We start from the raw sequence: 13284 nt of genomic DNA on the forward strand, positions 1-13284 counted from the left end.
CACCCTGAGGTGGCCGCGCAAAGCGCGGCCTTCGAAGGGCGAGGCCATGCATAATCCGTCATCCTTCGAGCCTCGCTTCGCTCGCAGCTCAGGATGACGGAGAAGTGGCTTAATGCGACCAGACCAAAAGCGCCACGCCTGCAACGATCAGCACAATCCCCAATCCCTCGCGCGCTGTCGTTTTGTGTCCAAATACAAGAGCTGAAATCGCCTGGGCGAACAGCACCTCGACCAGAGCGAGCGTGCGCACGCTGGCCGCGGTCGCCAGCGCGAAGGCCAGAAACCAGAATTGCGAGGCAAGCGCGCCGAGAAAGCCGGCCGTCACCGATGGCCGCCATGCGCGCATGATCTCGCGCATCACCTTCGGCTCGCGCAGCATGAGATACGCACTGAGCAGCACGGCCTGCATCGCCAGACCGACGACCAGCGTGAAGGTCGCCGCCATGACGAAATCCGGCCATTCGAGACTGAGAATCGCGCCGCGATAGCCGATGGCGGAGAGCGCGAACATCGCGCCGGAGCTCAAGCCCAGCACAGTCGGGCGCCAGCTATCCGCCGCACCGCCGCCCGGCTTCAGCGACATGACAATGACTCCGGTGGTCGCGATCAGAATCGCCGCCACCATGCCGACGCTGAGCGCATCGCCAAGGAAGACCAGCCCGAACAGGGCGACCTGCACAGGTTCGGTCTTGATGTAGGCGATGCTCACGACGAAGGAGCGCTCGCTCATCGCCGCCAGCATCAGCGCAGTTGCAATGATCTGCGCGCCCATGCCGTCGATGACCCAGGGCCAGAATGACAGGCCCGGCCGCGGCAGCGATTGTCCGGTCACGGTCAACAACACCAGCAGAAATACGACCGCGAACGGAAAGCCGAACAGGAAGCGCACATGCGTCGCGCCGGCGGTGCCGAGCGTCGCGGTCAATTCGCGCTGCATGGCGTTGCGTGCGGTCTGGGTCGCAGCGGCGATCAGCGTGAAGAGCGCCCAGAGCCAGCCGGTGTCGGACATGTACGGAATATCAGACGGCTTCGAGCTGGCGCGCCGTGCCGTCGGCTGCCCACTCGGTCACCACGCCGCGCTCATTGTCGACGAGCAGCATGAGATCGAAGTAGCGGATGGTGGCGTAGTCGCCGGTGCGTTTCTTCACGCTCTCCTGCCACTCCGCGTTATGCGCTCGCTGCGCGGCTTCGATCGAAGGCCAGATATAGACGCCGGCGCCGGTGTCTTCCGCTTCGCCGATGCCACGCAGGAAATGTTTTCGCACCAGCTCCTTGTTCGCCACCCATTTGGGAACGACGTGTTTTGCATCCTCAAGCGTCTTCGCGCGGTCCCAGCCGGCGGGCGCCTTGAAGGTGACGAGTTCGAGGATCATAAGCGTCTCCTTGAGATTGCGAGGACGGTCGCCGCTGCCAGCGGGAAAAGCAAGCCGAGCAAATGCAGGCGCGCTATGTGGGTTTCTCGGCCGTCAGCATGTAATTCACGTCCATGTCGTTGGAGAGCTGCCAGCGATCGGACAGAACGGAATAGATAACGCCGCGCTCGTCGACGACCCGCAAGCCGGCTTTCACCATCGCAGTTTCAAGCTCGCCCGGCGTCACGAACTTGTCCCAATGATGCGTGCCGCGCGGCAACCAGCGCAGCACATATTCGGCTCCGACGATCGCGAGCGCGAAACTCTTCAGGGTGCGGTTGAGAGTTGCCGCGATCATCAGACCGCCCGGCTTCACCATGTCCCCGCACCGCTGCACGAAAAGCGGCATGTCGGCGACGTGCTCCACCACCTCCATCGCCAGCACGACGTCGAAGCGTTCGCCCTGATCGGCCAAGGCTTCAGCCGTCGTCGCCCGGTAATCAACCATCACCCCCGACTGCCCGGCATGATGATGCGCAATTCCGATATTGGCCTCGGAGGGGTCTGCGCCGACAACAGTGCCGCCCAGCCGCGCCAGCGGTTCAGACAGGATGCCGCCGCCGCAACCGATATCGAGGATGCGCAGGCCGCTCAGGCAGCCCAGTTTCTTCGGGTCGCGATTGAAATACGCGGTCACTTGGTCGCGGATATAGCCGACCCGCACCGGGTTGAACTTGTGCAGCATCGCCATGGGGCCGTGCTCGTCCCACCATTGCGTACCCAGCCGGGCGAACTGGTCGATTTCGTCCTGGTCGATGGTGGAGACGGGGTCGTGAACCTTGGCCATTCTGAACTCTCGGATAATGGGGGTCGCCCCGGGATCGCGGATCTTGGCATAACACCTTGGTCGCACACGGCCTTTCAGCCGTTTTCAACCGCGAATACCAGGATCCTGTGCGGGTTGCAGGCCCAAGTCCCGGCCGTTATGAATACGCGCCTTTTACGGGGGCGCAAATCTCTCGCGCCTGCCGCATCGATCACATCCCGCAGGGCTTTCTATCCCATCATGTCACGTCTGGTGATGAAATTCGGCGGAACCTCGGTCGCCGATATTGACCGCATCCGCAATGTCGCGCGCCACGTCAAGCGCGAAGTCGATGCCGGCCATGAGGTCGCGGTTGTGGTCTCGGCCATGGCCGGCAAGACCAATGAGCTGGTCTCCTGGTGCCGAGACGCCTCGCCCCTGCACGATGCCCGCGAATATGATGCCGTGGTCGCCTCCGGCGAACAGGTCACCGCCGGACTGCTTGCCATCGTCCTGCAAGGGATGGATATCCCGGCGCGCTCCTGGCAGGGCTGGCAGTTGCCGATCCTGACCTCCAATGCGCATGGCTCCGCCCGCATCCTCGACATCAACGGCGCCGAAATCGTCAAGCGCTTCAAGGACCGCCAGGAGGTCGCGGTGATCGCCGGCTTCCAGGGCATCCACAAGGACACCGGTCGGCTGACCACGCTCGGCCGCGGCGGCTCCGACACCTCCGCGGTGGCGATCGCCGCAGCCATTCAGGCCGACCGCTGCGACATCTATACCGACGTGGACGGCGTCTACACGACCGATCCGCGCATCGTGCCGAAGGCCCGGCGTCTGGACAAAGTGGCCTTCGAGGAAATGCTCGAACTCGCCTCGCTGGGCGCCAAGGTGCTGCAGGTCCGCTCGGTCGAACTCGGCATGGTGCACAAGGTGAAAATCTTCGTGCGCTCGAGCTTCGAAAAGCCTGAAGACATCGACCCGCATGGAACCCCGCCGGGCACACTTATCTGCGACGAGGAGGATATCGTGGAACAACAGGTCGTCACCGGCATCGCCTTCTCCAAGGACGAAGCGCAGATCTCCATCCGCAATGTCGAGGACAAGCCGGGCGTCGCAGCGGCTATTTTTGGCCCGCTGGCCGACGCCAATATCAATGTGGACATGATCGTCCAGAACGTCTCGGCCGACGGCAAGAAGACCGACCTGACCTTTACCGTGCCGGCGGCGGACTACCAGCGGTCGATGGACGTGATCCGCAAATCCAAATCCGGCATCGGCTTCGAGCGGCTGGACGGGGCAACCGACGTCGCCAAGGTCTCGGTGATCGGAATCGGCATGCGCAGCCACGCCGGCGTTGCCTCGCAAGCCTTCCGGGCCCTGGCCGAGCGCAACATCAATATCCGGGCCATTACGACCTCTGAGATCAAATTCTCGGTGCTGATCGACGCCGCCTATACGGAGCTCGCGGTCCGCACCCTCCACGCGCTCTACGGGCTTGATAAGGCGTAATTCCAGGCGGGTCGGGCGTTCAGGGGCACTCGTTTGTCTTGCCCCTGACACGCTGCATTCGCTATAGCCCACAAGGGTAGCCGTCGCGGGCGACCGGACCCGCCGCGATTTTCCCGACAGGACCGGAGCGGCGTTCCCTAACCGTTCCGATACAATTTTAAGGACCTCACGCCATGCGTGGCGCACTCGGCGGTCCGCGCGTGCTGTTGCGCCGGCTCCGCGAGGTGATGGCGGAACCGGTCAGCGCGCAGGAGCGTCTGGACAAGATTGTGGTGCTGATCGCCGCCAACATGGTGGCGGAGGTCTGCTCCGTTTACGTGCTGCGCGTGGACGGCACGCTCGAATTGTACGCCACCGAAGGTCTGAAGCGCGAAGCCGTCCACTTAACTGTGATGCGTATCGACGAAGGCCTGGTCGGCCTGGTCGCAAGCCAGGCCAATCCGATCAACCTCTCGGACGCGCAATCGCACCCGGCCTATTCCTACCGCCCGGAAACCGGCGAAGAAATCTATCATTCCTTCCTTGGCGTGCCGATCCTGCGCGCCGGCAATACGCTCGGCGTGCTGGTGGTGCAGAACCGCGCACACCGCACCTATTCCGAGGAAGAAGTCGAGGCGCTGCAGACCACCGCCATGGTGCTGGCGGAGATGATCGCCTCCGGCGAATTGTCCGCCCTCGCCCGTCCCGGTGCCGAGCCGGCCGTCCGCCCGCGCCGCAGCGTTGCCGGCGTCGCGTTGTCGGAAGGCATCGCACTCGGACATGTGGTGCTGCACGAGCCGCGGGTGGTGGTGACGAACTTCATCGCCGACGACGTCCAGAAGGAACTGCAAAGGCTCGACGACGCGATCGGAACATTGCGCGCCGATGTCGACATGATGCTGGAGCGCGGCGAGGTTACTGACGGCGGGGAATCCCGCGAGGTGCTGGAAGCCTACCGCATGTTCGCGCATGACCGAGGCTGGCTCGACCGCATGCGCGAGGCGGTTGCGACCGGCCTCACGGCTGAAGCCGGCGTCGAACGCGTGCAGTCGGATTCGCGCGCCCGCATGCTGCGCGCCACCGATCCTTATCTGCGCGAGCGCCTGCATGATCTCGACGATCTCGCCAATCGCCTGATGCGGCAATTGATGGGCGTGGAACATGCCCCGCGGCGCGAACAATTGCCGGACAACGCCATTGTCGTTGCGCGCATGATGGGTCCGGCAGCCTTGCTGGACTATGACCGCAAGCGGCTGCGCGGCGTCGTGCTGGAGGAAGGCGGGCCGACCTCGCACGTGGCGATTGTCGCCCGTGCGCTGGGGATCGCGGCCGTCGGCGAAGTCGAAAACATCACCGGTCTCGTCGAGTCCGGCGATCCGATCATCGTCGACGGCATCTCGGGCGAAGTCTTCCTGCGGCCGCCGACCGATATCGAAAGCGCCTATGCCGAGAGGGTGCGTCTGCGCGCCCGCCGGCAGGCGCAATATCAAGCCTTGCGCGACAAGCCCTGCATCACCAAGGACGGCAAGACCATTTCTTTGCTGATCAATGCCGGGCTGCTAATCGATCTGCCGCATATTGCAGAGACTGGCGCCGCCGGCATCGGCCTGTTCCGCACCGAATTGCAATTCATGGTCGCGACCTCGTTCCCGCGCATCAACGAGCAGCATTCGCTCTACCGTGCCGTGCTGGACGCGGCCGGCAAGCGGCCGGTGACGTTCCGTACCCTCGACATTGGCGGCGACAAGGTGCTGCCCTACATGCACGCCTTCGAGGAGGAGAATCCGGCGATGGGCTGGCGCGCGATCCGGCTGGGACTCGACCGCCCCGGCCTGATGCGCAGCCAGATCCGCGCGCTGCTGCGCGCCTCGTCAGGCCGCGCCCTAAAGATCATGTTTCCGATGGTGGCGACGGTCGAGGAGTTCGACCAGGGTAAAGCCTTGGTCGAGCATGAACTGACGCATCTGCGCCGGCACGGCCACATCTTGCCGGAACGCGTGGAGATCGGCGCCATGCTGGAAGTGCCCTCGCTGCTCTATCAACTCGATGAGTTGCTGCCGCGCGTGGATTTTCTGTCGGTCGGTTCGAACGATCTGTTACAGTTCATGTATGCCGTCGACCGCGGCAATGTGCGGGTTGCCGGCCGGTTCGATCCGATTTCCGCGCCGGTGCTGCGGGCGCTTCGCTCCATCGCCGCAAAGGGCGAGGAACACGGCAAGCCGGTGACTTTATGCGGCGAACTGGCCTCCTCGCCGATCGGCGCGCTCACGCTGGTCGCGATCGGCTATCGCTCGCTCTCGCTGACGCCGTCGGCGATCGGTCCGGTCAAGGCCATGCTGCTTGATCTCGATGTCAGCAAGGCCAAGGCCGCGATTGATCCCTTGATCGACGCGCCGGCGGGCACCGTCTCAGTCCGCCATCGCATCGAGATGTTCGCAGCCGCCGAAGGCCTGCAGCTCTAAAGCAAGCGATTCCGCCATGTTGCCTGACGCAAAACTCGACGCCATGCTGGCCCGCCATGCTGCGCTGGAAGCGGAGCTGTCCGGCCAGCTTGCGCCCGACGCCTATGTGAAGGCGTCGCGCGAATTTTCCGAGCTCGGCCCGATCATCGACAGCGTCAAGCGATATCGCGCACTGGTCAGCGAAATGGCCGACCTCGACGCCTTGCTGGCCGACCCCGCGACCGACCCGGAAATGCGGGCGATGGCGGAAGCAGAAAAGCCGGAACTCGAATCCCGCCGCGAGGCGCTGGAAAAGGAAATCCGCGTTCATCTCATTCCCAAGGATGCGATGGACGAGCGCAACGTCATTCTTGAAATCCGCGCCGGCACCGGCGGCGATGAAGCCTCGCTGTTTGCCGGCGACCTGTTCCGCATGTACGAGCGCTACGCCGCCAAGCAGGGCTGGAAAGTCGAAATCGTGGATGCCAGCGAAGGCACCGTGGGCGGCTACAAGGAAATTGTCGCCGAAGTGAAGGGTCGCGGCGCTTTCGCGAAGCTGAAGTTTGAGTCCGGCGTTCACCGCGTTCAACGCGTGCCCGACACGGAAACCTCGGGCCGCATCCACACCTCCGCCGCGACCGTCGCCGTGCTGCCGGAAGCGGAAGATGTCGACATCGCGATCAAGGACGACGACCTGAAGATCGACACCATGCGCTCCAGCGGCGCCGGCGGCCAGCACGTCAACAAGACCGAGTCGGCCATCCGCATCACGCATATTCCGAGCGGCATCGTGGTCGCCGTGCAGGAAGACCGTTCGCAACACAAGAACAAGGCCAAAGCGCTGGCCTTGTTGCGCACCAAGCTCTACGACGCCGAGCGCAGCAGGCAGGACGCCGCCCGCGCCGCCGAGCGAAAGGGCCAGGTCGGCTCGGGCGACCGCTCCGAGCGCATCCGCACCTACAACTTCCCGCAAGGGCGCGTCACCGATCACCGCATCAATCTGACGCTCTACAACCTTCCGAAGGTGATCGAGGGCGAAGCGCTCGGCGAGATCATCGATGCGCTGATCACCGAGAACCAAGCTGCGCTGCTGGCGGCGGCGCAAGACGCCTGATGATCGACAGCGCGCAGGAATGCACCACCTCCGGCGCCCGCCGGCAGATGGCCGAGATGTTTCGCAAGAGCGGGATCGAGTCTCCCGAACTCGATGCGCGCATTTTGGTCGGCCACGCACTGGGTCTTGAACATGCGGAGCTCGCCTCCGCCGCGGCGCGCGTCCTGACCCGGAAGGACATAGACGCGATCAATGCTCTGGCCGCGCGCCGGCTGCGGCACGAGCCGGTGGCGCGGATCATCGGCCGGAAGGAATTCTGGAGCCTGCCGTTGCGAGTCACACCCGCAACGTTGGTGCCACGTCCGGAAACGGAAACCGTGGTGGAGGCGGCGCTTGCTGTCATCGACGCGGGTTCGGCGCGCGCGCGGCCGTTGCGGATTGTTGATCTGGGCACAGGAACCGGCGCAATCCTTCTTGCCTTGCTCAGCGAATTGCCAAACGCGACCGGGATCGGCAGCGACATCAACCCGCTCGCGCTGGAGACTGCCCGCGAGAATGCGCGCGCGCTCAGGCTGGATCATCGCAGCGACTTCGTCGTGTCGGATTTCGGCGCAGCGCTCGGCGAATCCTTCGATCTCGTGGTCTCGAATCCGCCATATATCGCCACAGCTGAATTACCGGGGCTGCCTTCCGAAGTCCGGGATCACGATCCGCGGCTCGCGCTCGACGGCGGCCCCGACGGCCTCATTTGCTATCGCAGGATTGCCGGGGAGGCCGGGGAGGCCGGACGGCTGCTCAGGCCAAGCGGAGCGGTGGTCGTTGAAATCGGCGCCGGCCAGGCCGCCGTAGTGAGGGCGATTTTTGCAGCAGCCGGTTTGGAACCGGCGGCGGCGCCCCGGGCCGATCTGGCGGGCGTGCCACGTGCCCTTGCTTTTCAGGGCCTTTCTTAACCCTGCCATGATGTGGATGCATCCGGTCGGCGAAAAATAGCACTTGGATTATCGGTCGAGAGCGACTAGGTTGAATTCAGAATTGAGGCCCGGATCCCGGTCGTCAATGAGCCCGAAGCCAAGGCTTCGCGAGGCGGACGACACAGGGGCAAGAGGGGCGAAGATCGGGGCACAAGCCAGGTCGAAACGACAGGTCGAAAATTACTGATATCGACACAATTACAGTTATCGACAGCAGGTCGCGCAGAAAACAACAGGTTGCGCAATAAACAGATTCGCGATTCCGTTCATAACTTCACCGATTGAGCCTGCTCAACGTCAGGTCGACGGGAGCGGCGCGGACGTATTCGGTTGGATAATGATCCGGAAAGCGCGGTTGCGCTAAGGGGTTCAGAAACTGCCAGGTTTGTCGGAAGAATGCCGTGGGACGGCCGGGGTTTCTTTATGCGAGTGGCCGGACGATGAGTCCGCGGTGCCGGGCAAAACAAGTGAATGCCCAGGCATGTGGTGAAGACGAAAGTGAACGGAAAGCGGCGTAAGCCGCGTGGTGAGGAGTCGGCGACAGGCGAGCTATGAGAAACGGACACCAGAGCAACAAGCATCAACATCAGCACCATCGGATGCGGGGACGTAACCGCGGCGGCGGCAAGAGCCACAATCCGCTGACCCGTGTTTATGAATCCAACGGTCCGGATGTGAAAATCCGCGGGACGGCCAACCACATCGCCGAGAAATATATCCAGTTGGCGCGGGATGCGACCGCGTCGGGCGACCCGGTGGCCGCGGAAAATTACTATCAGCACGCCGAGCATTATTTCCGTCTGATCGCCGCAGCGCAGGAGCAGTTGCGGCAGAATCAACCGTTCCAACAACCGCGTCCCGACAGCGGCGAGGCGCGGCAGGACGACAACTACGATGACGGCGAGGACAATGCGCAGCCGCAGTTCGGCGGCGAGCCGCATTCGCCACGCGACCAACAGCCAAGCCACGCGCAGCCCTATCAGCGCGACCAGCAGCAGCCCTATCCGCCGCGCGATCCGCAGCCGCGGCACGACAATCGTCAGCAGAATGCGGCTGATACGAACGACGTCGATCGCCTGCCATCTTTCATCACCGGCGGCAATCAGCCGCAGCCGCATGCCGGCAACGGCCAGCAGAACGGCCACGACAACCAAGGCGACCGTTTCCCGCTGCATCGGCGGCGACGGCGCGGCCATCGCGGGCCACGTCCGGACATGGCCGCAGGCGCCCAAAGCGACGCGCCAGACGACGCGTCTCCGGCCGGCGAGTAACCACATATCCTTTGAAAGACGATCATGGCCGGCTTGTCCGGCCATGATTTTTTAGACGCGCGCGGCGCCCGGTGCGGGCGCCAGCGCCGGTTCGAGCGAAGGCACCAGTTTGCGCTTTTCCCGCCGCGCCGGTATCGCGCGATAGACCTGCTTGGTCGCTTCCACGATATGCACACCGGCGAACGGCGCCGAAATCGTCGCACCCGTCCGCTCCCAGGCAACCGCCGTGCGCAGAAACCAGCCGCGTGGAATCGGCGGCACATACAGAGCCTCGCCCCAGCCATTGGGCGTGAACAGTGTTTCGCGCAGAATCTTGGTGATCTGTCCGCGCGAATAGGGACGGCCATGGCCGAACGGTGTCGTATCGATACGCGCCCACAGGCCGCGCCGATTGGGTACAACCGCCAGCAACCGCCCGTTCGGCGCCAGCACGCGCCAAACTTCGCGCAGCAGGGCGACCGGATCGTCAGTCATTTCCAGGGCATGCACCAGTAATACGCGGTCGACGGCGGCTTCGGTCAGCGGCAATCCGGTCTCATCGACCAGAGCCGCAAGGCCGGGCCGTGCCGAGGGCCATTTTACGACGCCTTGCGCCGCTGGCATCAAGGCGATGCAGCGCTCCGCTTCCTCGCGAAACAGCCCAAGATAGGGCGTGGCATAGCCGATGCCGGCGACGCGCAGCCCGCTGAGATTGCCCCAGTGCGCGCGGATACCGCGTCCGACAAAGCGGCGGGCGACCACTCCCAGCCCCTGCGAATAAAAATCGCGCAGATCGACAACATCGATGAACATGCGTCAAGATTACCACGAATTTCTTCAACGAAAGCCGAAGGGCCGCCCGCCGCTTGACGAATGAACCCCGTCCATGATCGCGCGAAGCGCTTCCGCTTCGCCGGATCATAGGTCGTGTTAATAGGTTAGCGCGCGATCGGACGCAAAACCGGTCTCCACTTTTGCTGATCGCGCTCACGGCATGTTAGCGTTACTTTGTCTATCCCTGCCCCCAACAACGAGTGCTTCATGGCCGCCCAGACCCATTTGTTTCCGTGCCTGTCCGACAATTTCGGCGTCTTGCTGCACGATTCCGCGACCGGCGCGACAGCCTCGATCGACGCGCCGGAAGCAGCCGCGGTCGAAGCGGCGCTGAAGGCAACCGGCTGGACGCTCACGCATATCCTGGTGACACATCATCATCACGACCACACCGACGGCATCGCCGCGTTGAAAGCAAACTACAAGTGCCGCGTGATCGGCCCGCGCAACGAGGCTGCGAAAATCGCCGATCTCGATGAGATGGTGGCGGAAGGCGACGCCATCAAGCTGGGCTCCCTGACCGGCCGCGTGCTCGATACTCCGGGCCACACCGCCGGTCATATTTCGCTTGTGTTCGATGCCGACAAGCTCTCCTTTGTCGGCGACACGCTGTTCTCGATCGGCTGCGGCCGTGTGATCGAAGGCACGATGGAGCAGATGTGGAATTCGCTGCTCAAGCTGCGCGCCTTGCCCGACGACACGAAGTTTTTTTGCGGCCATGAATATACGCTGGCCAATATCAAATTTGCCCTCACCATCGAGCCGGACAATGCCGCGTTGAAGACGCGCGCGAAGGAAGCCGAGCAGTTGCGCGCGGCCGGCAAGCCGACGATTCCCGTAACGATCGGGGCGGAAAAAGCGGAGAATTGTTTTCTTCGCGCCGATGTTCCCTCTGTCGCTGCGGCGCTTGGCATGAGCGGGAAATCGCCTGCTGAGGTATTTGCAGAAATCCGCACTCGAAAGAATAACTTCTGATCTACATGCGCTCGCATTCAGCAGCCGACATCATTCGCCTGCTCGACCTCCAGCCGCATCCCGAAGGCGGGCATTACCGTGAAACTTTTCGGGATTCCAGGACCGTGCACGCCGGGCGTGCCGCTTCCACCGCCATTCATTTTCTTCTGGCAAAGGGGGAGCGTTCGCATTGGCATCGCGTGGACGCGGCCGAGGTCTGGCATTGGCATGCCGGTGCCCCGCTGAAACTCCAGATCGCCGATGGTGCAAAAGTGACAACCATCACGCTTGGCGCTGACCTCCTGGCAGGTGAACAGCCGCAGGCCGTCGTGCCCGCGGGAGACTGGCAGGCGGCAGAGACCTTGGGCGACTGGACCCTGGTGGGCTGCACCGTCGCGCCGGGATTTGATTTTTCCGGCTTCGAATTGGCGCCGAAGGACTGGTCGCCGACCTAAATCTTTTTTCTGAATAGCATGTCCTTCGCCGCCAGCAATCCACCACCGGCGATCAGGACCGCCGCGACAACGAGTGATAATGTCGCCTCGGCAAATCCTGCGAGCACGAGAAAGATCGTGGAGAAAACCGGCGCCGCGTAGGAGGTCGCTCCAAGAATGCGGATATCGCCGCGTTTCACGCCGATGTCCCACACGTAGAATGCCGCGCCGACCGGTCCCAGGCCGAGCGCAAGAACGGCCAGCCACTGGCTCACACCGTCTGGCCAGACCGTCTGCTCGAACAACAGATGACACACGCCGCCGAGAACAGCCGTGACAAGGCAGAAGCCCACCACTGCATCGGTTGGCACCGCCGCAAAACGGCGCGACAGCACTGAATAGATCGCCCAGACAAAGGCGGCGATGAAGGCCGCGCAATACCCCGGAAGGAATTCAGCCGCAAAGCCAAGCTGTACACGCCCCGCGACGAGCACGATGGTGCCGGCAAGACCGAGCATTGCGCCGGCGACATGATGCGTCTTCAGCTTTTCACCGGGGAGGAAGGCGGAGAACAGGACGATGAGCAGCGGCCAGAGATAATTTATCAGCCCGGACTCGGCGGGCGGCGCAAGACGCAACGCCATGAAGTAAAGTGCGTGATAACCGAACAGACCGAAGATGCCGAGCGCCCAGACCTGCGGCAGCTGATGCAAAGCCTTGATGGCATCCGGGCGGAAAATCCAGCTCGCCGCGCCGAGCAGCGCACCGATCGCGAATGTCATCGCAGCAAGCTGGAACGGCGGTACGCGGCCGGAAGCCGCCGTCAGCACCGCCAGCAGCGACCACATCATGATGGCGGTGAAGCCGATAAACGTGGCCGCGCGCGACGTCATGGCTACGGGAGCAAGCCACACGTAAAGTGTGTAGTCAGCTCATATACTGCCCGCCATTGGCGGTAAGGGTCGAGCCGGTGATGAAACCGGCGTCGTCAGACGCCAGAAACACGACGCAGCGCGCGATCTCCTCCGGCTCGCCAAGCCGCCCCACCGGAATCTGCGGCAAAATATTCTTTTGCAGCACTTCCTGTGGCACTGCCTTCACCATTTCGGTGCCAATATAGCCGGGGCAGATCGCGTTGACCGTAATCCCGCTTTTGGCCCCTTCCTGCGCCAGCGCCTTGGTGAAGCCAATCTCGCCGGCTTTCGCGGCCGAGTAATTCACCTGGCCGACCTGGCCCTTCTGACCGTTGATTGACGAAATATTGATGATGCGACCGAACTTGCGTTCACGCATGCCTTCAATCACGGGCCGCGTCATGTTGAACAGCGAGCCGAGATTGGTGCTAATCACGGCATTCCAATGCTCCGGCGTCATCTTGTGAAACATGGTGTCACGCGTGATGCCGGCATTGTTCACCAGCACGTCGACCGGGCCGAGATCAGCTCCGATCTGTTTCAGGCCCGCGGCACAGGCGTCATACGAGGATACGTCCCATTTGTAGACGGGAATGTCCGTCTCGCGCCTGAATTTCTGGGCAGCCTCGTCGTTGCCGGCATAATTGGCCGCAACACGATAGCCGGCATTCTTCAGCGCAATCGAAATGGCGGCGCCGATTCCTCGCGTGCCGCCTGTCACCACAGCTACCCGTGCCATACTTGCAAAGCCCCTCTTTGTTCGGGCCGAAGCCCGCATTCC

The 13284-nt window shown here is 63.1% G+C and carries 13 protein-coding genes; 7 read left to right on the plus strand and 6 right to left on the minus strand.

The window, feature by feature from the left end; all coding sequences use genetic code 11:
- Window positions 1-109: 109 nt before the first annotated feature.
- From RO009_07200 to ubiG, 3 genes are all read right to left on the minus strand, one after another.
- Entirely contained in the window at window positions 110-1009 is a 900-nt protein-coding gene (locus tag RO009_07200) for a DMT family transporter (GenBank protein ID MDT3684810.1), read from the minus strand.
- Between the two features lie 10 nt (window positions 1010-1019).
- Window positions 1020-1373: a hypothetical protein gene (locus tag RO009_07205; GenBank protein MDT3684811.1), complete on the minus strand. Its 354-nt coding sequence runs from the start codon at window positions 1371-1373 to the stop codon at window positions 1020-1022.
- Window positions 1374-1446: 73 nt separating this feature from the next.
- Window positions 1447-2199: a bifunctional 2-polyprenyl-6-hydroxyphenol methylase/3-demethylubiquinol 3-O-methyltransferase UbiG gene (gene ubiG / locus RO009_07210; GenBank protein MDT3684812.1), complete on the minus strand. Its 753-nt coding sequence runs from the start codon at window positions 2197-2199 to the stop codon at window positions 1447-1449.
- Window positions 2200-2418: 219 nt separating this feature from the next.
- Between ubiG and RO009_07215 the strand changes: the two genes are divergently transcribed.
- The 5 genes from RO009_07215 to RO009_07235 all read left to right on the plus strand — a co-directional run bounded on the left by RO009_07215 (window position 2419) and on the right by RO009_07235 (window position 9388).
- Window positions 2419-3672, plus strand: coding sequence for an aspartate kinase (locus tag RO009_07215; protein ID MDT3684813.1), 1254 nt, complete (start codon window positions 2419-2421; stop codon window positions 3670-3672).
- Between the two features lie 173 nt (window positions 3673-3845).
- Entirely contained in the window at window positions 3846-6113 is a 2268-nt protein-coding gene (gene ptsP, locus RO009_07220; GenBank protein ID MDT3684814.1) for a phosphoenolpyruvate--protein phosphotransferase, read from the plus strand.
- Window positions 6114-6129: 16 nt separating this feature from the next.
- Window positions 6130-7206 carry a peptide chain release factor 1 gene (gene prfA / locus RO009_07225; GenBank protein MDT3684815.1) on the plus strand — a complete coding sequence of 359 codons (1077 nt, stop codon included), beginning with the start codon at window positions 6130-6132 and terminating at the stop codon, window positions 7204-7206.
- Entirely contained in the window at window positions 7206-8096 is an 891-nt protein-coding gene (prmC, locus tag RO009_07230) for a peptide chain release factor N(5)-glutamine methyltransferase (protein ID MDT3684816.1), read from the plus strand. The genes prfA and prmC overlap by 1 nt, the downstream gene beginning before the upstream one ends.
- A 620-nt stretch (window positions 8097-8716) precedes the next feature.
- A complete protein-coding gene (locus RO009_07235; GenBank protein ID MDT3684817.1) occupies window positions 8717-9388 on the plus strand; it encodes a DUF4167 domain-containing protein in 672 nt (223 codons plus the stop codon).
- A 51-nt stretch (window positions 9389-9439) separates the two neighbouring features.
- Here the strand turns inward: RO009_07235 and RO009_07240 are convergent, their stop codons facing one another.
- Complete coding sequence (locus RO009_07240; protein MDT3684818.1) at window positions 9440-10180, minus strand: methyltransferase domain-containing protein; 741 nt, start codon at window positions 10178-10180, stop codon at window positions 9440-9442.
- A 228-nt stretch (window positions 10181-10408) separates the two neighbouring features.
- On the opposite strand from RO009_07240, the gene gloB reads away from it, so the two are divergent.
- Complete coding sequence (gloB, locus tag RO009_07245) at window positions 10409-11176, plus strand: hydroxyacylglutathione hydrolase (GenBank protein MDT3684819.1); 768 nt, start codon at window positions 10409-10411, stop codon at window positions 11174-11176.
- Between the two features lie 5 nt (window positions 11177-11181).
- Window positions 11182-11610: a cupin domain-containing protein gene (locus RO009_07250; protein MDT3684820.1), complete on the plus strand. Its 429-nt coding sequence runs from the start codon at window positions 11182-11184 to the stop codon at window positions 11608-11610.
- On the opposite strand, the gene RO009_07255 is transcribed toward RO009_07250, so the two are convergent.
- Complete coding sequence (locus RO009_07255) at window positions 11607-12482, minus strand: EamA family transporter (GenBank protein ID MDT3684821.1); 876 nt, start codon at window positions 12480-12482, stop codon at window positions 11607-11609. The genes RO009_07250 and RO009_07255 overlap by 4 nt on opposite strands.
- Window positions 12483-12516: 34 nt before the next feature.
- Entirely contained in the window at window positions 12517-13242 is a 726-nt protein-coding gene (locus RO009_07260) for a beta-ketoacyl-ACP reductase (GenBank protein ID MDT3684822.1), read from the minus strand.
- Between the last annotated feature and the right edge of the window lie 42 nt (window positions 13243-13284).

Origin of the sequence: Pseudorhodoplanes sp. (assembly GCA_032027085.1) — a bacterium.
In the GTDB taxonomy this organism is placed as follows: domain Bacteria; phylum Pseudomonadota; class Alphaproteobacteria; order Rhizobiales; family Xanthobacteraceae; genus Pseudorhodoplanes.

Excerpts from the sequence above, each read along its gene's own strand:
- prfA (MDT3684815.1), top strand. The coding sequence starts at position 6,130 with ATGTTGCCTGACGCAAAACTCGACGCCATGCTGGCCCGCCATGCTGCG.
- RO009_07255 (MDT3684821.1), bottom strand. The coding sequence starts at position 12,482 with ATGACGTCGCGCGCGGCCACGTTTATCGGCTTCACCGCCATCATGATG.
- RO009_07250 (MDT3684820.1), top strand. The coding sequence starts at position 11,182 with ATGCGCTCGCATTCAGCAGCCGACATCATTCGCCTGCTCGACCTCCAG.
- ptsP (MDT3684814.1), top strand. The coding sequence starts at position 3,846 with ATGCGTGGCGCACTCGGCGGTCCGCGCGTGCTGTTGCGCCGGCTCCGC.
- RO009_07200 (MDT3684810.1), bottom strand. The coding sequence starts at position 1,009 with ATGTCCGACACCGGCTGGCTCTGGGCGCTCTTCACGCTGATCGCCGCT.
- RO009_07235 (MDT3684817.1), top strand. The coding sequence starts at position 8,717 with ATGCGGGGACGTAACCGCGGCGGCGGCAAGAGCCACAATCCGCTGACC.
- gloB (MDT3684819.1), top strand. The coding sequence starts at position 10,409 with ATGGCCGCCCAGACCCATTTGTTTCCGTGCCTGTCCGACAATTTCGGC.
- RO009_07240 (MDT3684818.1), bottom strand. The coding sequence starts at position 10,180 with ATGTTCATCGATGTTGTCGATCTGCGCGATTTTTATTCGCAGGGGCTG.
- RO009_07215 (MDT3684813.1), top strand. The coding sequence starts at position 2,419 with ATGTCACGTCTGGTGATGAAATTCGGCGGAACCTCGGTCGCCGATATT.
- RO009_07205 (MDT3684811.1), bottom strand. The coding sequence starts at position 1,373 with ATGATCCTCGAACTCGTCACCTTCAAGGCGCCCGCCGGCTGGGACCGC.
- prmC (MDT3684816.1), top strand. The coding sequence starts at position 7,206 with ATGATCGACAGCGCGCAGGAATGCACCACCTCCGGCGCCCGCCGGCAG.
- ubiG (MDT3684812.1), bottom strand. The coding sequence starts at position 2,199 with ATGGCCAAGGTTCACGACCCCGTCTCCACCATCGACCAGGACGAAATC.
- RO009_07260 (MDT3684822.1), bottom strand. The coding sequence starts at position 13,242 with ATGGCACGGGTAGCTGTGGTGACAGGCGGCACGCGAGGAATCGGCGCC.